This window comes from Flavobacterium zhoui (genome assembly GCF_042787235.1).
GTDB classification, from domain to species: domain Bacteria; phylum Bacteroidota; class Bacteroidia; order Flavobacteriales; family Flavobacteriaceae; genus Flavobacterium; species Flavobacterium zhoui.
Map to the genome: position 1 here is coordinate 110,361 of NZ_JBHZPY010000005.1, position 24,471 is coordinate 134,831.

Sequence of the window (24,471 nt, forward strand, 5' to 3'; positions counted from 1 at the left end):
TTGATTATAGCAAAAAATATATGATGCCAAAAATAAGAATCCATCTGGCCGACGACCATCAAATACTAATACACGGTATTAGCTCGTTGCTACAAACCATTCCAAACTTTGAAGTGGTTGGGTTCTCTTTAAATGGCGCTACCCTTTTTGACGAAGTCATTCAAAATAAAACTGACGTTCTTATTCTGGACATAAACATGCCACTGAAAGACGGCATAGCCGTCATTAAAGAATTTGCCGAAAAAGGTTTCCCCTGCAAAGTAATAATTCTCTCCAGTTACGATGATTTGAAGTTAATAAAAGAAATTATGAAATTGGGTGCAAGCAGCTATCTTACTAAGCAGTGTGCAGGAGAAAATATTGTCGAAGCGATTCAGGCTGTCTATAGAGGTGAGGAATATTTCAGTGAAATCGTAAGAGAAAAAATATTCAATAATGTAACCAAAGACAATCCAAAATTAAATGATTTAATTCCTACCCTAAATTCTCTATTGACGGGACGAGAAGTAGAAATCATTACATTAATCTCATTAGAATACAGTGGTAAAGAAATCAGCGAACAATTGTATATCAGTATAAATACAGTAGAAACCCATCGCAAAAATATAATGAAAAAACTAAAACTAAAAAATACAATCAGCTTAGTAAAATACGCCCTTAAAAACAACTTGATCAAATCATGAGCTCTTATTTTACCTATTTTTTATCTTCAAAAACACCTTTCACTTCAAATAAAAAAATGTGATAATTATGGGATTTTAAGTCAGATTCGAATTATTAGAAAAAATTATTTATTTTTAATTTAAAAAAATAAGAATGTTGAACCATAATTAACATACTTGCAGATAGATATACCTTTTTATGCCACAACAAAACCGAATCATTTTTTCGTTCCTTTTATTACTGAATCTTTTCAGTACTTGCATAGAGGCTAAAGAAAAAATACCCTCTAAAGAAAAAATTACTTTTTTAGCAAAAGAGGCTTGCCAATATATGAAAGAGGACAAGTTCGAAAAATCACTGGTTAAATCCAGAATTGCGTTGCATTATGCTATTGCCATTAAAGATGATAATCTAATTGCCACGATCTACAACACTATTGGGGCAAATTTTGATGAAATGTCTGAATTTGACAAAGCTTTTTTTTACTATAATAAGGGCCTAGTGTACGCTAATAAAACCAAAAATTACCAACTAAGAAATTGGCTCTATAATAATCTGGGAAATATATATTGCTTTGACAAAAAACAGTATGAAAAAGGAATTTTTTATTATAAAAAAGCTCTTGAATACAGTACAAAAATAAAGGATTCAAGTCAAATCGTTTTTACAAAACTCAACATCACTTGGGCCTATTTTGATATTGGACGTTTTGATAATGGCTACCCCTATTTACAATTCATTAATAAACATCACAAAAAATATGGTGACGAAAGCACGATAGTAGCTTTAAATATGCTTAACGGAATGTATTACGGTCATAAAATGGAACGTGAAAAAGCAAATCTTTTTTTTAAAAATGCCATTAGACTAGGAAATAAAGGACAAGAGAAATCTGATTTGTCATTTTCACATCTTGAGTATTCTAAATTTTTATTGAAAAATGGTCAGTATCAACAAGCTTATGAAAACCTTGCTACTTACAATACCATTTCTGCTGAGCTCAATAATGAAGAAAAGCTCAAAAAAGTAAATGTAGCCGGCATAAATCTCGAATTAGATCAATATAAAAGGGAGATCGATAATATCGAAGCTAAATATCAGACAAGCCAGCAAGTATTGATTGAACGACAATACAAAAATAAACAAATAAGCGTTATAATAATAGCTTCTTTAATCTTGATAATCATTCTATTTTACTTTTTCTTTCAAAATACGAGACTAAAACAAAACAATAAACTTAAAGATATTCAAAGTAAAATTCAGGAAAATATCATCAACGCCTCTATTAACGGCCAAGAAACGGAGCGAAAAAAAATCGCCTCCTTTCTACATGATAATATTAGCGCTTTATTGTCTTCCGCAGGATTGCACTTGACTGTTTTCACTTCACAAAACCAAACACCAGCTCAAGAAATAGTAAAAACTAAAGTACTATTAAAAGAAGCACATGATAAAGTACGTGATTTATCTCACGAGCTTATGCCGACACTTTTGGCACGATTTGGTTTATTTTATGCACTCGAGGATTTATGCGAAAAAAATTCAAACTCTGCAATAGATTTTATTTATACCAGTACACTACCCACAAAAATTAGGTACAATGAAGATTTCGAAATGAAAATGTATTTTATTGTTTCTGAACTCTTAAACAATATAACTAAACACAGTCAGGCAAAAAAAGGTACGGTGACTATTCGCGAACATAATGAGTCAATCCACATTCACATCCATGACAACGGAAAAGGTTTCGACACCGATAAGTTCGAAATTATTGAAGGTTTTGGACTTAACCAAACCAGGTCACGGATTAATAATTTACAAGGAAACTTGACCATTAATTCAAAACTAAATTCTGGCACATCAATTTCTATTTTAGTTCCCGTCGTACATTAAAATGGATTACGGCTTTTTTTCGATTTCAATAATCTCTAAATCTTTTATTTTATCGCCTTCAATCACAAAACGCAACATGGTACGCACTTGGTGATAGCCACTTTTTCCTGCTGCTCCTGGATTCATGTGTAAGAGATTGTTTTTTTTATCGAATATTACTTTAAGAATATGTGAGTGTCCGCAAATAAATAATTTTGGAGGATTTGCAACCATCTCCGCTTTAATATTGGGACTGTATTTCCCCGGATAACCGCCAATATGGGTAATCCACACGTCAACTCCTTCGCACATAAAACGGTTGTGCAACGGAAATTCTAACCGCGCTTTGGCATCATCAATATTGCCATAAACACATCGCAACGGTTTTAGTTTTTTTATTGTGTCAGTCACAGCCAAATCGCCAATATCTCCCGCATGCCAAACTTCGTCAGACTGCGCCACATATTTCAAAATCGTATCGTCAATATAACTGTGCGTATCGGAAAGCAAGAGGATTTTTTTCAAACTAGTTTTATTTGGAGCTATTTCCTGCTATACGTTACAATCTTTTCTATTTTCAAGGAAAAACAGAAAAGGATTTTCACTGCTATCAGGGCTAAGATTTTGTGGTAAAATTAAACATTCCAATTTCAAATAAAAAATAAGTTTCAAACCAAAAAACATTACTCCTTTGCCTCTTCGAGAGAAAAATTTATAAGTATCTTTGTAACTACAAAAAAATTGACTTGAGGTATTTTATAAAGTTAGCATACAACGGAACCCATTATCATGGCTGGCAATACCAACCTAATGCTTCGTCAGTGCAGGAAACGATGAACAAAGCCGTCTCTACCATATTGAACACCGAGATTAATCTCATGGGAGCCGGACGAACGGATACTGGCGTTCATGCCAAAGAAATGTATGCCCATTTTGATTTTGAACCCTCCTTTGACATTCCCACTCTAATACACAAACTCAACTCCTACTTGCCAAAGGACATTGCTGTTTATGATATTATTCCAGTTCACGAGGAAGCGCATACTCGTTTTGATGCTACAAAAAGAACGTACGAATACCACATCAACACTTTTAAAGATCCTTTTTCGCAAGAACAAAGTTGGTATTTTCATCAGCCGTTAGATGTAGATTTGATGAATGAAGCTGCTGAGTTATTATTTAACTACACCGACTTCCAATGTTTCTCTAAAGTAAATACGGATGTGAACACATTTGATTGCACGATTTTTGAAGCCAATTGGAAACAAGAAAACGGAATACTGATTTTTACCATTTCGGCGAATCGTTTCTTGCGAAATATGGTTCGCGCCATTGTGGGAACATTAATAAACATTGGTTTGCACAAGATTACATTAGCTGATTTTAACGCTATTATAAAAAGCAAAAACAGAGATAAAGCTGGTTTTTCGGTTCCGGCGCATGGTTTGTATTTAACCAAAATAGAATACGATTATTTATAGCTTTAGGCTTTAAGCATTATGCCTAAAGCCTAAAGCATAAGGCTTAAAGAAAAAATATGAAAGCAAAAGCATTTGATACCCGATTATTCAAACGAATATTACAATACACCAAACCTTACCAATGGCGTTTTAATGGCGTGATTATTTTTGCCATATCGCTTTCGGTATTTGCGGCATTGCGTCCTTATTTATTAAAGCAAACCGTCGATGGCTACATAAAAACGCAAGATCAGCACGGATTATTACTTTATGTAATCTTGATGGGAATTGTGCTTTTGATGGAAGTATTTTCGCAATTTTTCTTTGTGTACTGGGCCAACTGGCTTGGGCAGGACATTGTAAAAGACATTAGAACCAAGCTATTTCGTCATATTCTAAGTTTCAGAATGAAATATTTTGATCTTGTTCCTGTGGGACAATTGGTAACACGTTCGGTCTCGGATATTGAATCGATTGCACGAATTTTCAGTCAGGGATTATTTATGATTATCAGTGACTTGATGAAAATGCTCGTAGTTCTTATTTTTATGTTTTACATGAACTGGACCTTGACCTGGATTGTGATTGTTGCCATGCCAATTCTGGTTTTCATCACCCGAATTTTCCAAAAGAAAATGCAGGTCGCTTTTGAGGAAGTGCGCACCCAAATTGCTAATATGAACTCCTTTGTTCAAGAACGAGTGACGGGAATGAAAATCGTCCAACTCTTTAACAGGGAAGATATTGAGATCGAAAAATTTAAAGAAATTAATGAAAAACACAATAGAGCATGGATAAAAACGATTCTTTATAACTCCATTTTCTTTCCAATTGCTGATATTATTTCGTCATTAACGTTAGGCTTTATCGTTTTATACGGCGGAATGAAAATCTTAAACGGTGATCATTTTACCACTTTTGGAGATTTATTTTCTTATACGATGTTCATAGGAATGCTTTTTAATCCATTGCGCCAAATCGCAGATAAATTTAACGAGATGCAACTGGGGATGATTTCCGCCAATCGAGTTTTTGATATTTTGGACACTGAAGATCAGATTCAGGATACAGGAACAATTGAAGCGCCACTTTTTAAAGGCGATATTAGATTTGAAAATGTACGTTTTGGCTATATCCCTGAAGAAGATGTAATAAAAGGAATAGACCTTGACGTAAATGCCGGTCAAACTATTGCCATTGTAGGTTCTACGGGTGCAGGAAAATCAACGATTATAAACTTGTTAAACCGTTTTTACGAAATCAACAGTGGTTCTATTTATATTGACAATCACAACATCGAGAATTATACTTTAAGTACGCTACGAAATCAAATCGCGGTGGTTCTGCAGGATGTTTTCCTTTTTGCTGATACTATTTTCAATAACATCACATTAAATAACCCCGCTATTTCTCGTGAACAAGTTTTGGCTGCAGCCAAAAAAATTGGGGTGCACGATTTCATCATGAGTTTGCCAGATAATTATGATTTTGACGTAAAAGAACGTGGTGTAATGCTATCATCCGGACAACGCCAATTAATTGCGTTTTTGAGAGCCTATGTGAGTAATCCAAGTATCCTTATTCTGGATGAAGCCACTTCATCGATTGATACGTATTCTGAGGAACTGATTCAACGAGCCACCGAAACTATCACTGAAGGCAGAACTTCCATCGTTATTGCTCATCGTCTTGCAACCATTGTAAATGCTGATAAAATTGTAGTTATGGACAAAGGAGTAATAGTCGAAAAAGGGACGCATCAGGAATTAATCAACCGCGAAAGTGGGTATTACAAGAACTTGTATGATTCCCAGTTTTCGGTAGCTAATTAACTGTTAATTCGGTTATTTGTTTAAGTGAAAATAGCACAAAGTTTTAATTGATAAGGCTTCATAGCCGTTGTTCAAGTAATTACATTTAAAATAACAGTGAATTTCTGAAAATTTGTTAGTTTATTACTTTATTACTTTGAAACTTTCTCAAAACAGAATAAATCCTTAAATTCGCCCAATCAATTAAATAAGAAAAACACACATAATGAAATGAGTTTTTACGAATTCATTTTACCAATAAAAAACAAATAAAAAACTTTGAAATGAAATACGATATTATAGTTTTAGGAAGTGGTCCTGGAGGGTATGTTACCGCCATAAGAGCATCACAATTAGGCTTTAAAGTGGCCGTAATTGAAAAAGAAAACTTAGGTGGAGTTTGCCTAAACTGGGGTTGTATCCCAACAAAAGCATTACTGAAATCAGCTCAGGTTTTTGATTATCTAAAACACGCTTCTGATTACGGATTGACTGTTTCATCATTTGACAAAGATTTTCCTGCGGTAGTACAACGCAGTAGAACTGTTGCAGACGGAATGAGCAAAGGAGTTCAATTCCTGATGAAAAAAAATAAAATTGACGTCATCGATGGTTTTGGAAAACTAAAACCAGGAAAAAAAATTGATGTTACTGATAAAGATTCAAAAGTTACTGAATATGAAGCAGACCATATCATCATTGCCACTGGAGCACGCGCTCGTGAGTTGCCTAACTTGCCACAAGATGGCGTAAAAGTAATAGGATACCGTCAAGCAATGACTTTGGCTACACAACCAAAATCGATGATAATCGTAGGTTCTGGAGCAATTGGAGTAGAATTTGCACATTTCTATAATTCCATGGGAACTGATGTTACCATCGTTGAATTCATGCCAAATGTAGTTCCTGTTGAAGACGAAGACATTTCGAAACAAATGGAACGTTCTTTGAAAAAAGCGGGAATCAAAATCATGACCAGTTCTTCTGTAGAAAGAATTGACACAACTGGAGCAGGTGTGCAAGCATTTGTGAAAACAGCAAAAGGAGAAGTAGTTCTGGAAGCAGAAATCTTGCTTTCGGCAGTTGGAATCAAAACCAATATTGAGAACATTGGTCTTGAAGAAGTTGGTATTGCTACTGACAAAGATAAAATTTTAGTAAACGATTTCAGCCAAACTAATATTCCGGGTTATTACGCAATTGGTGATGTTACGCCAGGTCAAGCATTAGCCCACGTAGCATCTGCCGAAGGAATCAATTGTGTGGAAAAAATAGCAGGATTACACGTAGAACCTATCGATTACGGAAACGTACCTGGTTGTACCTATGCTACTCCTGAAATAGCATCTGTTGGTTTAACTGAAAAACAAGCTAAAGAAAAAGGATACGAATTAAAGATTGGTAAATTCCCATTCTCTGCTTCTGGAAAAGCGAAAGCTGCCGGAACACCAGATGGTTTTGTAAAAGTAATCTTTGATGCCAAATACGGCGAATGGTTGGGTTGTCACATGATTGGTGCCGGAGTTACGGATATGATTGCTGAGGCAGTTGTAGCGCGTAAACTGGAAACTACAGGACACGAAATCCTAAAATCAATTCACCCACACCCAACGATGAGTGAAGCTGTTATGGAAGCCGTGGCTGATGCTTACGGCGAAGTAATCCATTTATAGACATAAAACGCGTAGAGATGCACTGCAGTGCGTCTCCACAAAACAATATAAATCCGATTTGCGAAAGCAAGTCGGATTTTTTTATGGTTTTTCCTTACACACCTATTATCAATTAATTATGAAACTTTTCTAAATAATTTCGTAACAAAAAAAATTCGTCTAATCACGTACTTTGAATATATCAAAATAGTTAAAATATACGGAGTTCATTTTCTTTTTATAATTATTTAAAAGTACGTCTTATGAAAAATATTTATCTTAATACCGGAACAATAAATGAAGTTTTTACTGAACTTGAAACCTCGTTCAAAGGGATTTTAAATTCAAACAATAACGAATTTAAATTAGCCTTAGATTCCAATTTAATTAAGGGAAATATTGATGGAGTAACTTTTATAAATGGCATCACCTCTATTCAGGCCAGCATTACTTTTTCTGATGACACCGTGCTAAGTATTGAACCATTAAGTAAATCTTCCATTTTATTTGCGTACTGCACTGAGGGATCCGTCAAACATAGCTTTGGAGTATCTGGACACGAATCAATCCTTAGAAAACACCATTCGGCAGTAGTAACCAGTACCCGAAGTATAAATACTATTTTACATTTCCAAAAAAATATACCTGTTAAACTTTCTCTTATAAAAGTGGAAACTGAAGAAGCAGCACACGCTAACAGTTCCTTAATTTCACAATTGAAAAAGACATTTTTGCATAGAGAGCCGAATTATAGTTACCAAGGTCTACAAAATCTAAAAATCGCAGAAAAATTCGAGCAAGTCGCAGCCGTTACAGCGCATGGCATGATTGGCCACACAATCAAAAAAGAAATCTTACAATCCATAATAGCCCTCGAAATCGAAGATAATACCGCTAATTTGATTAAAATGTCCCGCGCAATCAAACGCTCGGCTCTAAACCAAATTAACGAATTAAAAAAGATATCTAGCTTTATCACCCATTATGCTGTTGAAGCAATTAATAATAAAGTTAGTATTGCAAAAAATAGGATTACAATTAAATAACCTTAAGTATTTAGCATTACCCTTGTTTTTCCAATTTTCTATTTGTAGAAACCTTCCAAAATATTTCCGTTCTTAGTAACAATAAATTACATTATAACTAAAAAACACCCTGTAATTTCAACAAATAAATCATTATTAATTCGTAAATTTAATAGTCCTACTGGTTATTTATGTAAAATATATTAAAATTTAATCCTTTAATTTATTTGCTATAAAAACACTACGACAATTCAGTTTAAAGCCCGTATTAATCATTATTAAAATTAATGCAACTTGCCCACCACGAGCAAATGATTTCAATACAGGTAATTACTTAAAGGGTATAACACCAATAGCTAACCAAAATAATGTTACTATTATTGTTACCGAAGGAACTTTGAAAATAACTTTTTATTGGGATTCAAATCTTAATGAAACAATTAATTTCAATTCATTTAATTTTAGTTTTGGAGCAAATAACGTATTAATAGCCACTGAAGGTACAAATACATATAAAGGAACCTGGTCAATTACAGATACAAATGGCTATATCGACTCTTTATCCAATTTTAAATTCGACATTACTTTTACCGCTCCAATTCATTTTGTGGAAATAATAGATGATTGGAAAATCATTGATGAATCCGCCAGTTATATCAAATTAAGATACGTTATAGAACGCAACGATCAAAAGGACTTTTTAGCATTTAGCAAAAATTAAAAATTGGGTTAAGCCCAAAAATAATCTGGTTTCAAAAACGAATATTTGAAATTCAATATTGCTTTTAAGAACACAAAAAAATCGTCCCGATATTTTACGAGGTGATTTTTTTTGATTAAACTTTTTAGCGGTACTGTGAATACAAAACCCCATAAAGCAAAGATTCAGCTATACAAAATATTACTTTTTTTAATTATATTAGCAAAGTAGTTAAAATCCGATTAGTACAATCGAAGGTTTAGCTCAATAGAAGTTTGACATGATTTCATTTTCGGCCCAATTAAAATTGGTCTAGTATTTAAAAATTAGTATCAAACCGAAAAAAATATTAATTTAGTCCTAACCTCTTTTTAATACTAGATCATTGTACATCAGCATCAAAAAAAACAAACTGAAATTTCAAACCACAACTATAATCAGAAAAAATGACAGAATTAAATTCCGATAAGAAAAACACTTCTAACATTAGTAACGGAGTAATGCTAAATGCATATCCAGATAGCATTGGAACCAATTTGAGTGATATTGTTACCATGTTAAAAATGCCACATTTTAAAAATACATTTTCGCTTTTTTATGTTTTACCTACCTTTTTTAATAGTGACTTAGACCGAGGCTTTTCGATTATAAATTATGACATTAATGAAGAATTGGTTTCAAAAAAAGATCTGCTAGCTTTACGTGAATTAAATATTATGTTAAAGTTTGACATTGTTTTAAATCATTTATCTGTTGCTTCACCACAATTTAAAGATTTAATTAAAAATGGAGATCAATCTAAATTTAAAGACTTTTTTATCGACTGGAACGAATTCTGGCAAGGCAACGGGGACCTTAACGAAGATGGAGTGATTGTTCCTAAAAAAGATTTTTTGGACAAGCTTTTTATGCGCAAATCAGGCCTTCCTATTTTAAAAGTTTTATTCCCTGATGGAAAAGAAAAACCATATTGGAATACATTTTACCAAAAAATCACCTATCAAAAAATTTCGACAGCAGATTTAAAATCTATAGTAAATTTAAGTACGGAAAACGCAGTTCAGATTTGCGAAAAAGCAAACAGGGCTATTGACGAAAATCAAGATTTACAGTCTTTAGATTTAGGCGATCAATCCGCGTTTAAAACTGATGTACTGCAAATACTAAATAGAAATCTCACCTATTTAGGTCAAATGGATGTCAATGCAAAATCGCCATTAGTCTGGGCATTTTATGAAGAAGTGTTGGCCAAGGTATCAAGTTACGGCGGTCAGATTTTGAGATTGGATGCATTTGCCTATTTACATAAAGAAATAGGAGAAACCAACTTTTTCAACAAGCCGGGGACTTGGGATTATTTGGCAAAAATAAATAAAATAGCAAAAAAAAATAATTTAGTACTACTTCCGGAAATCCATGCGGAGTTCGGATTGCATCTCCATGATGAAGTTGCTGAAAAAGGTTATGCTATTTATGATTTTTTCCTTCCCGGTCTCACTATTCATGCAATCGAAAAAGGCACCAATAAAGCGCTAATGACTTGGGCAAAAGAAATCATTACTAAAGGATTCAAAACTGTCAATATGCTTGGATGTCATGACGGTATTCCAGTATTGGATTTAAAAGGCAAAGAGGTAAACGGCGTTTATCATAAGGGACTTTTAGAAGATGAGGAAATTTCAGAAATGATGGATCTTATTATAGAACGTGGTGGTCAAGTAAAAAATCTTTATGGAGCAGATGGAAAAAAAATTTCTTACTATCAAGTCAATGCAACTTATTTTAGTGCTTTAGGTGAAAACGAGCAAAAACTACTCTTGGCCCGTGCTATTCAACTGTTTATGCCGGGCATTCCTCAAATATGGTATTTAGATATTTTTGCTGGAGCAAATGATTACGAAGCAGTTGAAAAAGCTGGAAAAGATGGACATAAAGAAATTAATAGAACCACTTTAAGTTTAAAAGATGTAGAAGATGGTCTAAAAAAAGAAGTGGTGACCAAACAGTTAGAAATTATTCGATTAAGAAATACTTCAAAGGCATTTTCAGGAACTGTGGCATTTAAGGAAACTACTGATGAGGAAATTAATATAATTTGGACCAATGATGGCGAATTTGCGCAATTGCAAGCAAATCTTAAAACACATGATTTTTCAATTCGATATTCCGAATTAGGTCACGAGAAAAGTATCAAATTATAAACAACGAACCGTCTATTAAAAGGGATTAGCTAAAGACAACAAAAACCATTTTATTTTTTTTTAAAATGGTTTTGTGTCTTAGGAACCAAATAAATATCATGCTGACATTTAACAAAAACTACTTTGCTTTAGCTGTTTTAATTTTTTTCATTGAAATTTTGATTACCCTATTTATCCACGATGATTTTATTAGGCCATATCTTGGAGATGTTTTGGTTGTTATTCTACTATATTGTTTTTTAAAATCATTTCTCAAATTGCCCGTTTTAAACGTTGCACTATTTGTTTTGATTATCTCCTTTACTATTGAATTTCTTCAATTTTTAAATATTGTCGAAAAGCTAAGCTTAGAAAAATCACAAATTGTCAAAACGGTTCTTGGAACTTCATTCTCATGGATTGATCTACTGACTTATATTGCCGGAATTACAATCATTATTGTCACCGAAAAATATTGGTTACAAAAAAAAATGAAATTTGCATATAAGCCATAACTCACAAATATTCTATAAATGAACGCTCCTTTAATCCTGAATTGGTTGAAACGATTATTTTGCGTTTTGATCTTTTTTTTATAGGAAATCTTGATTATTACCAAGGAATAGGGTTGTAATCTTTTAAGAATTTCCCACACCAATGTTTTCCAGAATTAATTCCGTCAAACAACGGGTCCATAACCCGTGCAGCACCGTCAACAATATCTAAAGGAGGTTGAAAGTCCTCTAATTCTTGTTTCTTTTTAGCTAATTCTGCTGGATCTTCATCGGTTACCCAGCCTGTATCCACCGCATTCATAAATATACCGGCTTTAGCCAGTTCTCCTGCAGCGGTATGAGTAAGCATATTCAAAGCGGCTTTAGCCATATTGGTATGGGGATGACGGGCTTCTTTAAAAAAGCGATGAAACTTCCCTTCCATTGCCGACACATTAATGATGTGCTTTTTCCCCGTATTGTCTTTCTTCATTACTTCAGAAAGACGGTTGCACAATACAAATGGCGCTACCGAATTCACAAGCTGTACTTCAATCATTTCGGTCGTTTCTATTTGCCCTAGCTTTAATCGCCAGCTGTTCGTCTTCCTTAAATCTACCTGCTGCAAATCAGCATCTAACTTCCCTTCTGGAAAAACTTCATTGGCTACAAGCGTGTTATCAAAACTGTACGGAATCTGAGATAATTTGGCAGAAGCCCTTAATCCAATTCCCGGTTCTGGGCCATGCCATGTGACCGGCATATTTTGATTTGACGAAACCCCTGCTGTTAGTACTTTTAATTCCTGTAGACAGTCCGTATGATCCTGTAATAAATCCTGGGCGTATTTTGGTAAAGAGACTATTGTACACTCTTCATTTTCCATTAAATGTGTATAGAAACCCGCTGGACGTCTCACGGTTTGCGCCGCATTATTAATCAAAATATCCAAACGTTCATATTTTTGTTCAATAAAATTGCAAAAAATCTCTACACTCGGAATATGACGTAAATCCAATCCATGAATCTTCAGTCGATGTCCCCAATCCATGAAATCTTCTTCCTTAGCGAAGCGCAATGCCGAGTCTACCGGAAAACGAGTTGTTGCAATAACTGTTGCTCCTCCTCGCAAAAGCATTAATGTGATATGATATCCTATTTTTAACCGAGAACCAGTGATAACCGCAATTTGTCCTTTTACATCAGCAGTTTGAAAACGTTTTGCATAATTAAAATTGCCACAATCCGTGCACATAGTATCATAAAAGTGATGCATTTTAGTAAACTCCGTTTTACATACATAACAATTTCTGGGTGTCTCTAATTCTAGTTGTTCTTTATTAGCCAAATCATTCATGGCCAGCAATTTTGGTGCAACAAAAACACTCGCTTCACGCGCATGGCGTATTCCTGTTTCCTTACGAGCTGTTTTATCCCGCTTTTCCATTTTTCGTTTTGCTGCTAATTTTCCATCCTTAACTCTGCGGGAAAACTCCTCACGATCCGGTCTGGAAAACATTCCGGCCTCTTTAATTAACGCTGTTCTTTGCGTTGTAGGAATATCAAATATTTGGTCTGTATTTGTATTCAATTGTGTCAAAATAGCGATGCACTTATCAATTTCTTCTGAACTAATTGCACTCTTAGTATCTATTTCACTAATCCTCATCATAAAAAAAATCGTATCGATCTCAGCGTAAATACCAAGGCCGCAAATATAGTTCTAAAATTTTGGCTGTCATTCCTTTTTTTCTGTTAGTCGCTACAAACTATTTGCCTTAAATTATTTAAATATATTTTTTTATGTTACTCCTCTTACTTTATTGTAGTTTGATAAAAATTTAACACTTTACAATATCAATTGTAATTGCAGAACAATCACTTTAAAAAAGCCAGAAAATAACTGACAGTTACCCCAACAGTAGTGAATTCCGAACTTAATACCACAATCTATGTAGTAACAATAACTAAAAATTAGTTGAAATTATAAGATCTTAAAAAAATGGTATTTGTTGGATTAATTCCTTTTTTCATATCTTTGTAAAGTAATAAAACACGGCCAATATCTCCCAAAATCATCACAGCTGCAAGAAGTTAGCATTAACCTACACAAACTTTACGTCTATCTTAAAAACAACGAAATGAGACGAATCATTTTTGCTTTAATTTTAATTGGAACATTATTATTGAGCTTAACAATTTCATCAAAAAGTTTGGAGAATACAATTTCTAAATCAGATAATTCAATAGAAGAAAAGCTTTTAAAACATGTTAATATAATAAAGGATTTAGTCCGTACAAATCCAAATTATAATAATGAAATTGCTTTTTTTATCGATATGGAAATCATGTCTGGAAAAAACAGATTTTTCATCTATGACTTAAAAAAAGAAAAAATAATTGATCAGGGTTTAGTTGCTCAAGGTTTTGGTTCAAGAATTAATGCGGAGGGGAAATTAAAATTCAGTAATGAAAACAATTCCCTTTGCACTTCATTAGGTAAATATTCTGTAGGGAATAGCTACTATGGACAATACGGTAAAGCCTACAAATTATATGGATTAGATGCCACAAACAACAATGCAGAAGTACGAAACATTGTGTTGCATAAAAATCAAAAATTGCCTTATGAAGAACAAGATAAACCAATAGGTTACAGTTTTGGTTGTCCTATGGTAAATGATATCTATTATTCCCGAATTGAAAAAATAATTGACAACTCTAAAAGAAATATTGTTTTAGATATTTACTATTAAACATATTATTATTAATGAGTATTTGTTAAAACTCGTGAACATCTAAACCCGTAACGTATGGGCATATTTGCTTATTATTTATCTCATCAACAATCGCTTAATCCTTACTATCAACTCGTTTGGACTAAATGGCTTAGTTATAAAATCATCTGTCCCTAATTCAAAAGCTTTCAACACCGTTTTTTCTAAACCTACGGCAGACAAAATAATGATTGGAATATCTAGTTTCAATTCGATTTTTACTTTATTTACTATATCAAGACCTGAAGCAAACGGCATCTCTATGTCGGAAATAATTAAATCTGGATTTTCCGAGACTATTTTCTCTAATGCTTCTTTGCCATCATTACATGAAATGACCTCATATCCTTCGCGAATTAGTTTAAACTCCATGGTTTTTAACATCATCTCATCATCCTCGGCAATTAGTATTTTCATTTTTTATTATTATTTTTTAAAAGCAAAATTAAACGGGTCTAACCTAAAATAATTCTTTTATTTAAGAGAAAAGATTTTAATTACAAACTCTGAAAATCATATTTAAATATCAATTTATAACTCATCTATTTATCAGCATAGCCATATAGAATTTCTAATTCTGCAAAAACCTGCTGGCAGATCTCATTAAACTTTTCAACTTCTTCTTTTCGCTTCTCTCCGAAAGGATTTACTTCGATTTCATTTTCAATAATTTCAATACTTTTAGATGCAGGTACAATTCCTAACAAAGTGATTGACGATTTTAATTTATGAATCTCAGCTTTTAAAATTTTAATATCATCCATTTGGTTTGAATTCAATATTATTTCTAAAGCCAAAGGGAGATTTTGCATAAACAAATCTACCATTTTTTGAATAAAAGCCGCGTCACCCTCGGCAAATTCATTTAAATAGGTAAAATCTACAAGTTTTGGGGTATTTATTTCCTGATTCACTTCGTCAATAAAACTGTTATTATTAGCGTTCATTAAATTATGATATATTTTTTCAATTAATTCATTAAAATCAAATGGCTTAGATAGATAATCATTCATCCCATTATCTAAGCAACGTTTTTCTTCAATTGAAGTGGCATGCGCAGTTAATGCAATTATGGGTATTTTTGATTTCGCTCCAAAGTGTGTTCGTATATATTTTGTTAATTCAATACCGTCCATTTCCGGCATTTGAATATCCATCAAAATGATGTCATAGTTGTTTTTCTCTATTTTATCAATTGCAATTTTCCCATTATCGGCAATATCAATTGTTTTATCAAATTTTGCAAAAACTTTAACCGCTAATAGTTGGTTGAGTTCATTATCTTCGACTAAAAGAATATTAGTATTTTTCAGGAAATCAGGATTTATCTTCTCTTTCCTTAATTTCACCGTTTTAACAATTCCTTTTTGCGCCTTTTTAAATTGAATTAAAAATGAAAATTTACTTCCTTTATCAATTTTACTTTCTACTGTAATTGAACCTCCCTGTAGTTCAATAAGTCTGCGGGTTATGGTAAGTCCTAGACCTGTCCCTCCAAATTTTCTTGTCGTTTCATTTGACGCCTGATTAAAACTTTCAAAAATTGAATCAATTTTATCATCAGGAATACCAACTCCTGTATCAATTATTGCAAATTCTAAAAAACTTTCCGTTTCTGATTCTTTCAACTGAGAAACAATTAATTCAACATACCCTTTATCCGTAAATTTCAAGGCGTTTCCAATCAAATTGATTAAAATCTGGGATAATCTTGTAGGATCTCCAATCAAAAAGTCATCTATTTTATTGTCAATGTTAAAAATTAATTTGATTTTTTTATCGTTTGCAATTGGAGAAAGCAGCTCCATTACTGCTTTTATATTTTGAGACAAAGAAAAATCTACTTCTTCAAATATCATTTTATCAGCTTCAATTTTAGAAAAATCAAGGATATCATTAATAACAATCATTAAATTCTTACCTGCTCTCTTTATTGCATTGACACTTTGCTTTTGTTCGTCATCTAAATTAGTGTCATCCAGAATTTTTGCAAATCCAAGAATTCCATTCATTGGCGTCCGAATTTCATGACTCATATTAGTCAGAAACTTCTCTTTTACGCGAGTTGATTGTTCCGCTAAATCTCTTGCTTTTATTAATTCTCTTTCTATTTCCTTTTGATCACTGACATCTTGAATAGTCCCTAAAATTTTGAGTGGTTCATTATGTTCTCCATTCAAGCATTTTATATATTCGTTGATATATTTGATTGTACCGTTTTTACTGATTAAACTGTGGGTAAACTGTACTTCTGAATTATTTTCTTTAACATAATTAAGGTTCTTTTCAAAAAGCAGGACATCAGTCGCATTAATCAACCGTGATTTTAACAGGTCAATAGTTGGGCTATTATCATTCTCGATTTCAAAAATAGTATAGAATTGATCCGAAATAAATACTTCACCGTCCTTTAGATTAATTTCCCAGCTTCCTATTTTTGCTAGTTGTTGCGCTTCAAAAAGTCTTTTTGCATTTAATTTTAAAGCTACCTCCGTCTTTTTACGAAGGATAAGACTTTCGTGTAGTTTAAGTGCATTTCGAATACTTTGCGAAACACCGTCAGGAGTCAATAATGTTTTTGGGATATAATCTGATGCGCCTCCTAATATAGCCTGACTTGCAATTTTTTCATCCCCTTGCGAAGTCACAAAAATAACTGGAGTTTCTATATCTAAATCTCTTAGTTTTTTCAGAAATGAAATTCCGTCACTATCCGGCATCATATAATCTAAAAAGATCAAATCATAATTAACTGCTTTAATCTTTTCTATTCCATCTCGAGCCGAAAAAGCACTTTCAACATCAGCAATAATTCCCGAATGTGATATCGAACGAATTATGGTTACCGTATCGACTTTGTCGTCATCAATTATTAATATTTTTAAAGTAACAGCCATTTTTAAATTTATTTAGCTTGAAAATTCTATACTATTCCAATAATCATTCAAAGTGGAAAAAAAATCGATCATTTCTCCTTTTTCAAATGGCTTATGCATATATCCTGCGATATTCAAGTTTAAAGCAGCACGTTTATTTTCGCTGTTATTTACATCGCTGACCACGAATATTAAAATCGATTTTAGTTCAAAATCAAGTCTAATCTTATTTATTAAATCAATGCCGTTTAATCCTTCAGCATTAATATCAATCAACATAATTTTTGGCATTGGCAATAATTTATCATCTCCTTTAAGCATTGACCATGCTTCGATGTCGTTCTTTGCAAAACGTAAAGTAGCCTGGATACCGATTTCAGAAAATGCTTTTGCAGCATTTTCGAAATAAGTTTTACAAGTATCCACTAATAATATGTTTGCACCTACCATAGATTATATTGTTTAAAAATTTACATCTCACATAACGACCAAAAATTCTTTAGTGTAGCAACTGAAGTAATAAATTTTTCAAAAGACAATGGTTTTAAAATATATCCGGCAACATTAAGATTGTAAGCATTAATCTTATCACTATCTTCATTAGAAGTAGTCATTACAAAGACAGATATGTTTTTAAGATTATCATCATCTCTTAAATTTTTAAGAAATTCAATCCCATTCATTTTTGGCATATTAATGTCCAAAATAATAATTCTTGGCAAGGGAACAATTGATGTACGCAGCATATCTAGGGCTTCGACTCCGTTACCGGCAACAAAAAGTTCATTCTTTATATTATTTTTTGAAAAGGCTCTTTTCACATTCATTACATCAACCTCATCGTCTTCTACTAATAAGATATTCACCAATTTTTGTATCATAATTTAATTTTTTAAGCTTATTATTTTTGGCCAATTAATCTGAAAAATTGAACCATTATTTATTCCTGGAGTGTAGTGAATTTTTCCACCAACCATTTCTACTATTTTACTGCTAATTGTTAACCCTGCTCCTGTCGAATCTAAAACGTCTTTTGAATTGACGGTATAAAAAATAGCGAAAATTTTATTTCTCATTTCTTCAGCTATGCCGGGACCATCATCACTTATTTTTATTTCATAATCGCTTTCATTTTCACTGACATCCACAAACACATTTTTGATTTCTTTATTGTGAAATCGAACCGCATTGTCTAGCAAATTAAAAACAACCTTATTCAATTTTTTCCCTAAGGTAATGCAGTTTTCATTGGACAAATTATAATTTACGTGAAACTTAACATTTACTCCATGATCCAGACTAGCGATACATTCCTCCACCATCTTAGGAAAATTAACTTCATATAGTTCCATTTCGGTTCTGTTGACTCTTGATAGTTCCAGTAAAGCATTCAGCATATTTTCAAGACGTCCTACCCTATTTTTTAATAATGTGAAATTATTTAAAATATCTTCACCAGCATCAGGACCTAGATCATCTTCAATCCATGTTGTTATATTAGAGATAGCTCTCATGGGTGTTTTTATATCATGAGAAACAATATAGACAAAGTCTTCATACTCTTTTTTTAGTGCTGACAACTCTTCCTGACAACTTTTAGCTGACTCTTCCATCTAGATTTCTTTAGGAATTGTAAAAATAAAACTTGCCCCTTTACCCTCTTCCGATTCTATGCGAATGGTCCCTCCCGCTTCGTCAATTATCTTTTTAACAATTGACAATCCTATACCGGTACTTTCTTTTTTGTCACGTGCTTCAATGGTTTGAAAAACTTTAAATACTTTTTGATGGTATTCTTCGGCAATTCCTGGTCCATTGTCTTTGATTGTAAACTGGTGAAAATCAGGCAAAGATTCATAATAGCATTCTATTTCCCCAATAGGTTTATCATTATACTTTACGCTATTACTTATAAGGTTACTGAACAACTGTTGAAACAATATTCTTGCAATTTTTATTTCAGGAATGTTGTCAGCAATGTAAATTTCAAATCCTTCCGTTGGAACAATTGAATCAACAATCTGATGTAACATAATTTTCAAGTCAGTGTCTTGTTTTTCAATTTTTGTCTTACCAATACGGGAATATTCTAATACGCCATTAATTAAATTCTCCATACGCATAATTCGACCGCGTAACAATCCAAAATTAGAATTTACAGCCTCAGGCATTTCAGGCATATCCTCGACAATCCATTCTGAAAGATTGTTTATGGCACGCAAAGGTGCCTTAAGATCATGCGAAACAATATAAGCAAACTGATCTAATTCTTTATTCGTTTTTTCAAGGTCTAACAGGGCGTTATCTAAATTTTCTTTGGCTAATTTCTGTTCCGTAACATCCGAGCTTATGGCTATATATTGATACGGTTTCCCTTCATTATCCAAAAATGGAACAATCGTTGAATTCACCCAATAATGGGAACCGTCTTTTGCTCTATTTTTAATATCTCCCTTCCATACTTTGCCATTGGCAATTGTTTTCCAGATCTTCTTTATAAATTGATTTAATTGGTACTCTGGGTTGTCAACGTAGTGATATTGCCCAATAAGTTCTTCTTTTGAATATTTAGAAATAGAGCAAAACTTATCGTTTACAAAAGTGATTACTCCTTTTTGATCTGTAATTGTTACGATTGTAGACTCATCTAATGCGCATCTGATATCATTTATTTCTTTTGCTTTTTCAGCAATTTTTTGCTCTGCAAGGCTTTTTTCAGTAACATCTAATATAGATCCCTGAAGTCCAATTACTTCCCCTTTTTCATTTTTAAATGGTTGACCTATTTCGGATATGTATTTTATCCTATTATCAGGAAATAAAATTCGGTAATTAGTTTTATAATCTTCCCCTGTTTTTATAATATTTTCATCAAACTCATCCAGTGTCGTTAAATCGTCATAATGTATTCTATTGCGATACGATTTATACAATTGGTCTGCAGGAACACCATCTAATTCAAAGATGCTGTAGTGTCCTTTAGACAGCATAAGATCTTTTGTAATTAAATTAAATTTCCAACTTCCAATTTTAGCAATACTTTGCGATTCATCTAATAATTTATTACTCTTTATTAAATTTTGTTCAGCGATCATTTTTTCAGTAATATCCTGAGTACTTCCCTGGGCACCAATTACCTGTCCAAATTCATTTTTAATAACTTGGCCTAGTGTCAAAATATGTTTAACTCTGTTATCACTAAAATCAATACTGTTCATAAACTCAAAATCCCGTCCAGTAGTTATGCTTTTTTCTATCGCCTTGTCCAAACGTACCAAGACTTCTGGACGAAGTATCTTTCGATATGCGTCGTATAATTTATTCGCAGGTAATTCTTCAAATTCAAAAATTTTATAATTCCCTTTTGACCAAACTAAATCCTTTGTAGTTAAATCAAATTTCCAGCTTCCCGTTTTAGCAATACTTTGGGATTCGGCTAATAATTTATTGCTGTTAATTAAATTCAGCTCTATTTCTTTTTCTTTAGTAATATCCTTAGATATACCTAAATACCCTGTCAGTTCACCTTCACTATTCTTTATTCCTGTAACTGATAAAACTATTGGGATCAGACTACCGTCTTTCCTCACATAAGTCCACTCATTAGAGTCTGCAACTCCTAATTCTCTCGCTTTGAATACAAATGTATCGTATCCAGGCGCTAGATCTTTTCCAAACTCTATTGATAAATCTTCTGTTCGTTTTACAACTTCATCCCATAAGTGAAAAATAGATGGACTGGTCTTTCCTATTACTTCTTCTGATTTATATCCAAGTAATATCTCCGCACCTCTATTGAATTCTTTAATCGTTCCATCTAAATCAGAGGATATTATTGAAAAATCAGTCGAATTAAGTATTGCCGATAATTCGCTACTAGTTTTAACCAATTTCTCTTTTTGCTGATACTCTAAAGTCATGTCCCTGGCAATACAATATAAATTTCCAGAAACTGGATCGGGAGATGTATTCCAGCTTAACACAATATATTCGCCATTTTTACAGCGGTACCGATTTTCAAAACTGATTGTTTTGTGTCCTTCTGCTAATTTAGCAACTTCTTTATAGGTTTTATCTAAATCATCCGGATGAACAAGATCAACAAAAAGCGTCCCTTCTAATTCTTCTTTTGAATATCCTAATACAGTCGAAAAAGCAGGATTTACTTTATAAAACATTCCATTTACATTAGCAATGCAAACCAAATCCTTTGAAAGGTCAATAAAATTCTGAAATTCCTTTTGGGTAGTATTTAAATCCGCATTCTTTTTTCGCAATTGCAATAATAAAACGACTTGGTTTGCCAGTAGTTTTAAAGCATTTTTTTGTTCTATATTCAAGGTCCTAGGCACTGTATCAATAACGCACAGCGATCCTAAATTAAAACCATCTGAATCTTTTAGAGGTGCTCCCGCATAGAATCGAATGTCGGGATTCCCAGTTACCAGAGGATTATCCGCAAATAATTTATTCTCTGAAGCATTTGTAACTTCATAGACTTCCTCTCCCATAATGGCATATTGGCAAAACGAAATCTCTCTAGGAGTTTCGGATACTCCTAATCCAATACTTGATTTAAACCATTGTCTTTCTTTATCCAACATACTGACTAAAGCTATTGGAGTTCCGCAAATATAGGAGGCCAGTTGTGTTATTGCGTCATACTGTTTTTCAGGCAAAGTATCCAGAATTGAATAACTTTCAAGAGCCGTTAGTCGGTCAGATTCATTTGTAGGTAACGGGATTTTTTTCATTAATTTGGGTGCTTATTCTTTTAAATTTCATTAAATATGAATTTAAGTCCGTTTAAATACCTTTTGATTATTAGCTAACAATTTTATAGCACTTCCCGCTTTAAGAAGGTGTACGTACAAAAATAATTTTTTTTTTGAATAATTGGAGTCTTAATACCATTTTATATGATAAAAACTAAAATCAAACTTAAATTTACCTATTAACCTTAGTTCAATTACTAAAATACTGATTTCATTGCTGTTTATAATCCTGCAAGGTTTTAAAAACCTTTTAGGTATATTTTTTTAAACTTAAATGCCTGAAAGGCCTAAAAAAGACTTTGCTGAAACGCTATTTATTCGTAAATGATTGAAAATTAATTTATTAAATATTGAGTAACAATCGAATTCAATCTATACTGACTCCAAAAGATTAATCTTAGCTGGGATAATAGACAATCGAACGAAAATTTCGTTCTTATTTTTCCCCCCAACTCAATAACAATTTGAACCTCAAATTATTTCAATATTTATATTTTGTAATACAATTCTATTTTTGTTTTTGGAACAAAAAGAATAATGGAAATTGCAAACTTTTGCGAAAGCTTCATGATTTTTAGAAATGGAAAAGAAGCATTTGATAAACTAAAAGCCATAATTATTGCTGATGCGAAACTTCCTGATTTAATTCTTTTGAATTTGAATATGCCAATATGGGATGGATGGCAATTTCTGGATGAGTTTATAAAAATCCCGTAACTACATACGTTGATCCTGCAGATATTGAAAAAGCCAAAACTTACGATGCCGTTAGCAATTATCTAGTAAAACCTATCACCATGGCTGAGTTAAAAAAGCTTATGGAATAAAGGGTAAATTATTTCTATTCAACAAGAGCTAAAATATATAAAACTATGATTTTAGTTCCTGTTAAATTTAAAATTTCAACTTTCCTTTTACAGTACTTTATAAATATGTTTTTTTTTTGAAGCAAAAATAGCTTTTTAGTAACCTAAAACTGTCTCGATCCTAACAAAAATAAAGCTACAAAAACCTAAAAATCAAATACATATTTAAAAAAAACAATCATTTTTATATTTTTTTTAAGTAAATTTATGTAGTGGTTTTTATACCAATAAATATTTGATCTAAACAAAAATTTAAATACCATAAACACGGTTAATAATAAAATTTAAACCAATTCTTATGGAGGCTCATATTGTTAAAGTGACAAAAGCGGTTTACATTACCCACGATGTAAAATGCTTTACAGTTGAAAAACCTGCAGGCTTTAATTTTATACCAGGTCAGGCAACCGAAGTTTCCGTAAATCTCCCATTATGGAAAAATCAATTACGGCCTTTTACCTTTACCTGCCGGAGAGAACAAGACTATCTCGAATTTATGATCAAGATTTATAGAGATCATCAAGGCGTAACCAATATGTTAGGGCGAACTAATGTAGGTGCCGAATTGATTCTGCACGATGTTTTTGGGGCAATTCAATACAAAGGCCCTGGCGTTTTTATTGCTGGTGGTGCGGGAATCACCCCCTTTATTTCAATTTTCCGTAATTTGTATCATAAAAATCAGATTGAAGGCAACAGCCTAATATACAGCAACAAAACCTCTGAAGATGTCATTATGCAAGACGAGTTGCAGGAGATGCTTAAAGACAATTTTATCAAACTGTTCACCCGTGAAAACGTTTTGGGTTTTAGGGGACGAAGAATTGATCGTTCCTACCTAATTGATCATATATCCGACTTCGGGCAGCATTTTTATGTATGCGGACCAACTGAGTTCGTAAAAAGCATTACCAAAGACTTAATGGAGCTGGGTGCAAGCATTGACATTATTGTAATTGAAATGTAATGCACTCAAAGCAGAGCTTTTCTAAAAACTAACATTACGATGAATATTTTTTTATTTACCACAAAAAATAGTCTACAGTAATTAAGCTAATAAAATCCTCTCCCTTTTCTAAGTTTGTCTTTTGATAAAAAAAAGAAAAATAAATTCTGCTATCTCACTAAAAAATCAAAAAAAATCCGACGACTGTCAAAAACTACCGTTAAATACTTAATTAACTGTATAACAAATATTTAAATTAGAAAAAACATCGTATTTTGTACCTACAAAAACATTATTTGATTAAATTTACTAGAATAAGATGCAAATCCTACTACTCTTTCATCTTAGCTCTAAAACCGGCTTTTAATATAAAG

20 protein-coding genes are annotated in these 24,471 nt (G+C 32.6%); 12 read left to right on the plus strand and 8 right to left on the minus strand.

Translation table 11 applies throughout. The features are described 5' to 3' along the window. Nucleotides 1-20: 20 nt before the first annotated feature. Together ACFX5F_RS07680 and ACFX5F_RS07685 are read left to right on the plus strand one after the other, a co-directional pair. The gene (locus ACFX5F_RS07680) at nucleotides 21-683 is read left to right on the plus strand and encodes a response regulator (protein WP_379851477.1); all 663 of its coding nucleotides are present in this window, start codon (nucleotides 21-23) and stop codon (nucleotides 681-683) included. A 178-nt stretch (nucleotides 684-861) separates the two neighbouring features. Continuing rightward, nucleotides 862-2,556 (plus strand): tetratricopeptide repeat-containing sensor histidine kinase, encoded by a 1,695-nt coding sequence (locus ACFX5F_RS07685; protein WP_379851479.1) that lies wholly within the window; start codon nucleotides 862-864, stop codon nucleotides 2,554-2,556. 6 nt (nucleotides 2,557-2,562) lie between these two features. Here ACFX5F_RS07685 and ACFX5F_RS07690 read toward each other — a convergent pair whose 3' ends face one another. After that, entirely contained in the window at nucleotides 2,563-3,060 is a 498-nt protein-coding gene (locus tag ACFX5F_RS07690; protein WP_379851481.1) for a metallophosphoesterase family protein, read from the minus strand. 221 nt (nucleotides 3,061-3,281) lie between these two features. On the opposite strand from ACFX5F_RS07690, the gene truA reads away from it, so the two are divergent. The 7 genes from truA (at nucleotide 3,282) to ACFX5F_RS07725 (ending at nucleotide 11,878) form a co-directional block, all read left to right on the plus strand. Continuing rightward, entirely contained in the window at nucleotides 3,282-4,016 is a 735-nt protein-coding gene (truA, locus tag ACFX5F_RS07695) for a tRNA pseudouridine(38-40) synthase TruA (RefSeq protein WP_379851483.1), read from the plus strand. Between the two features lie 56 nt (nucleotides 4,017-4,072). Next, nucleotides 4,073-5,827 carry an ABC transporter ATP-binding protein gene (locus ACFX5F_RS07700; protein ID WP_379851485.1) on the plus strand — a complete coding sequence of 585 codons (1,755 nt, stop codon included), beginning with the start codon at nucleotides 4,073-4,075 and terminating at the stop codon, nucleotides 5,825-5,827. 263 nt (nucleotides 5,828-6,090) lie between these two features. Beyond that, complete coding sequence (lpdA, locus tag ACFX5F_RS07705) at nucleotides 6,091-7,479, plus strand: dihydrolipoyl dehydrogenase (protein WP_379851487.1); 1,389 nt, start codon at nucleotides 6,091-6,093, stop codon at nucleotides 7,477-7,479. Nucleotides 7,480-7,721: 242 nt separating this feature from the next. Further along, nucleotides 7,722-8,504, plus strand: a complete 783-nt coding sequence (locus ACFX5F_RS07710) for a hypothetical protein (protein WP_379851489.1) — start codon at nucleotides 7,722-7,724, stop codon at nucleotides 8,502-8,504. A 376-nt stretch (nucleotides 8,505-8,880) separates the two neighbouring features. After that, nucleotides 8,881-9,204 carry a hypothetical protein gene (locus ACFX5F_RS07715; protein ID WP_379851491.1) on the plus strand — a complete coding sequence of 108 codons (324 nt, stop codon included), beginning with the start codon at nucleotides 8,881-8,883 and terminating at the stop codon, nucleotides 9,202-9,204. A 425-nt stretch (nucleotides 9,205-9,629) separates the two neighbouring features. Then, on the plus strand, nucleotides 9,630-11,384 hold the full coding sequence (locus ACFX5F_RS07720) for an alpha-amylase family protein (protein WP_379851492.1): 1,755 nt from the start codon (nucleotides 9,630-9,632) through the stop codon (nucleotides 11,382-11,384). A 98-nt stretch (nucleotides 11,385-11,482) separates the two neighbouring features. After that, nucleotides 11,483-11,878 carry a ribosomal maturation YjgA family protein gene (locus tag ACFX5F_RS07725; RefSeq protein ID WP_379851493.1) on the plus strand — a complete coding sequence of 132 codons (396 nt, stop codon included), beginning with the start codon at nucleotides 11,483-11,485 and terminating at the stop codon, nucleotides 11,876-11,878. A 97-nt stretch (nucleotides 11,879-11,975) separates the two neighbouring features. On the opposite strand, the gene ACFX5F_RS07730 is transcribed toward ACFX5F_RS07725, so the two are convergent. Continuing rightward, complete coding sequence (locus ACFX5F_RS07730; RefSeq protein ID WP_379851609.1) at nucleotides 11,976-13,526, minus strand: SDR family oxidoreductase; 1,551 nt, start codon at nucleotides 13,524-13,526, stop codon at nucleotides 11,976-11,978. A gap of 472 nt (nucleotides 13,527-13,998) precedes the next feature. On the opposite strand from ACFX5F_RS07730, the gene ACFX5F_RS07735 reads away from it, so the two are divergent. Further along, nucleotides 13,999-14,613: a murein L,D-transpeptidase catalytic domain-containing protein gene (locus ACFX5F_RS07735; RefSeq protein ID WP_379851494.1), complete on the plus strand. Its 615-nt coding sequence runs from the start codon at nucleotides 13,999-14,001 to the stop codon at nucleotides 14,611-14,613. A gap of 78 nt (nucleotides 14,614-14,691) precedes the next feature. On the opposite strand, the gene ACFX5F_RS07740 is transcribed toward ACFX5F_RS07735, so the two are convergent. The 6 genes from ACFX5F_RS07740 to ACFX5F_RS07765 all read right to left on the minus strand — a co-directional run bounded on the left by ACFX5F_RS07740 (nucleotide 14,692) and on the right by ACFX5F_RS07765 (nucleotide 22,264). After that, nucleotides 14,692-15,051: a response regulator transcription factor gene (locus ACFX5F_RS07740; RefSeq protein ID WP_379851495.1), complete on the minus strand. Its 360-nt coding sequence runs from the start codon at nucleotides 15,049-15,051 to the stop codon at nucleotides 14,692-14,694. Between the two features lie 125 nt (nucleotides 15,052-15,176). Continuing rightward, nucleotides 15,177-17,531 carry a response regulator gene (locus ACFX5F_RS07745; protein ID WP_379851496.1) on the minus strand — a complete coding sequence of 785 codons (2,355 nt, stop codon included), beginning with the start codon at nucleotides 17,529-17,531 and terminating at the stop codon, nucleotides 15,177-15,179. 12 nt (nucleotides 17,532-17,543) lie between these two features. Then, nucleotides 17,544-17,960 (minus strand): response regulator, encoded by a 417-nt coding sequence (locus ACFX5F_RS07750; protein ID WP_379851497.1) that lies wholly within the window; start codon nucleotides 17,958-17,960, stop codon nucleotides 17,544-17,546. Nucleotides 17,961-17,980: 20 nt separating this feature from the next. After that, a complete protein-coding gene (locus ACFX5F_RS07755; RefSeq protein ID WP_379851498.1) occupies nucleotides 17,981-18,391 on the minus strand; it encodes a response regulator in 411 nt (136 codons plus the stop codon). Between the two features lie 3 nt (nucleotides 18,392-18,394). Then, nucleotides 18,395-19,123 (minus strand): sensor histidine kinase, encoded by a 729-nt coding sequence (locus ACFX5F_RS07760; protein ID WP_379851499.1) that lies wholly within the window; start codon nucleotides 19,121-19,123, stop codon nucleotides 18,395-18,397. Then, entirely contained in the window at nucleotides 19,124-22,264 is a 3,141-nt protein-coding gene (locus ACFX5F_RS07765; protein ID WP_379851500.1) for a PAS domain S-box protein, read from the minus strand. Nucleotides 22,265-22,822: 558 nt separating this feature from the next. Here ACFX5F_RS07765 and ACFX5F_RS07770 point away from each other — a divergent pair. Together ACFX5F_RS07770 and ACFX5F_RS07775 are read left to right on the plus strand one after the other, a co-directional pair. Beyond that, the gene (locus ACFX5F_RS07770; protein ID WP_379851501.1) at nucleotides 22,823-23,002 is read left to right on the plus strand and encodes a response regulator; all 180 of its coding nucleotides are present in this window, start codon (nucleotides 22,823-22,825) and stop codon (nucleotides 23,000-23,002) included. A gap of 447 nt (nucleotides 23,003-23,449) precedes the next feature. Further along, nucleotides 23,450-24,118: an FAD-binding oxidoreductase gene (locus tag ACFX5F_RS07775; RefSeq protein WP_379851502.1), complete on the plus strand. Its 669-nt coding sequence runs from the start codon at nucleotides 23,450-23,452 to the stop codon at nucleotides 24,116-24,118. Nucleotides 24,119-24,471: the final 353 nt, after the last annotated feature.

What these genes read in the sequence shown, in the direction of transcription:
- ACFX5F_RS07730 (WP_379851609.1), bottom strand. Translation starts at nt 13,526, where the DNA reads ATGAGGATTAGTGAAATAGATACTAAGAGTGCAATTAGTTCAGAAGAA.
- ACFX5F_RS07755 (WP_379851498.1), bottom strand. Translation starts at nt 18,391, where the DNA reads ATGATACAAAAATTGGTGAATATCTTATTAGTAGAAGACGATGAGGTT.
- ACFX5F_RS07775 (WP_379851502.1), top strand. Translation starts at nt 23,450, where the DNA reads ATGGAGGCTCATATTGTTAAAGTGACAAAAGCGGTTTACATTACCCAC.
- ACFX5F_RS07750 (WP_379851497.1), bottom strand. Translation starts at nt 17,960, where the DNA reads ATGGTAGGTGCAAACATATTATTAGTGGATACTTGTAAAACTTATTTC.
- ACFX5F_RS07700 (WP_379851485.1), top strand. Translation starts at nt 4,073, where the DNA reads ATGAAAGCAAAAGCATTTGATACCCGATTATTCAAACGAATATTACAA.
- ACFX5F_RS07725 (WP_379851493.1), top strand. Translation starts at nt 11,483, where the DNA reads ATGCTGACATTTAACAAAAACTACTTTGCTTTAGCTGTTTTAATTTTT.
- lpdA (WP_379851487.1), top strand. Translation starts at nt 6,091, where the DNA reads ATGAAATACGATATTATAGTTTTAGGAAGTGGTCCTGGAGGGTATGTT.
- ACFX5F_RS07760 (WP_379851499.1), bottom strand. Translation starts at nt 19,123, where the DNA reads ATGGAAGAGTCAGCTAAAAGTTGTCAGGAAGAGTTGTCAGCACTAAAA.
- ACFX5F_RS07745 (WP_379851496.1), bottom strand. Translation starts at nt 17,531, where the DNA reads ATGGCTGTTACTTTAAAAATATTAATAATTGATGACGACAAAGTCGAT.
- ACFX5F_RS07710 (WP_379851489.1), top strand. Translation starts at nt 7,722, where the DNA reads ATGAAAAATATTTATCTTAATACCGGAACAATAAATGAAGTTTTTACT.
- ACFX5F_RS07680 (WP_379851477.1), top strand. Translation starts at nt 21, where the DNA reads ATGATGCCAAAAATAAGAATCCATCTGGCCGACGACCATCAAATACTA.
- ACFX5F_RS07735 (WP_379851494.1), top strand. Translation starts at nt 13,999, where the DNA reads ATGAGACGAATCATTTTTGCTTTAATTTTAATTGGAACATTATTATTG.
- ACFX5F_RS07720 (WP_379851492.1), top strand. Translation starts at nt 9,630, where the DNA reads ATGACAGAATTAAATTCCGATAAGAAAAACACTTCTAACATTAGTAAC.
- ACFX5F_RS07770 (WP_379851501.1), top strand. Translation starts at nt 22,823, where the DNA reads ATGGAAATTGCAAACTTTTGCGAAAGCTTCATGATTTTTAGAAATGGA.
- ACFX5F_RS07740 (WP_379851495.1), bottom strand. Translation starts at nt 15,051, where the DNA reads ATGAAAATACTAATTGCCGAGGATGATGAGATGATGTTAAAAACCATG.
- ACFX5F_RS07765 (WP_379851500.1), bottom strand. Translation starts at nt 22,264, where the DNA reads ATGAAAAAAATCCCGTTACCTACAAATGAATCTGACCGACTAACGGCT.
- ACFX5F_RS07685 (WP_379851479.1), top strand. Translation starts at nt 862, where the DNA reads ATGCCACAACAAAACCGAATCATTTTTTCGTTCCTTTTATTACTGAAT.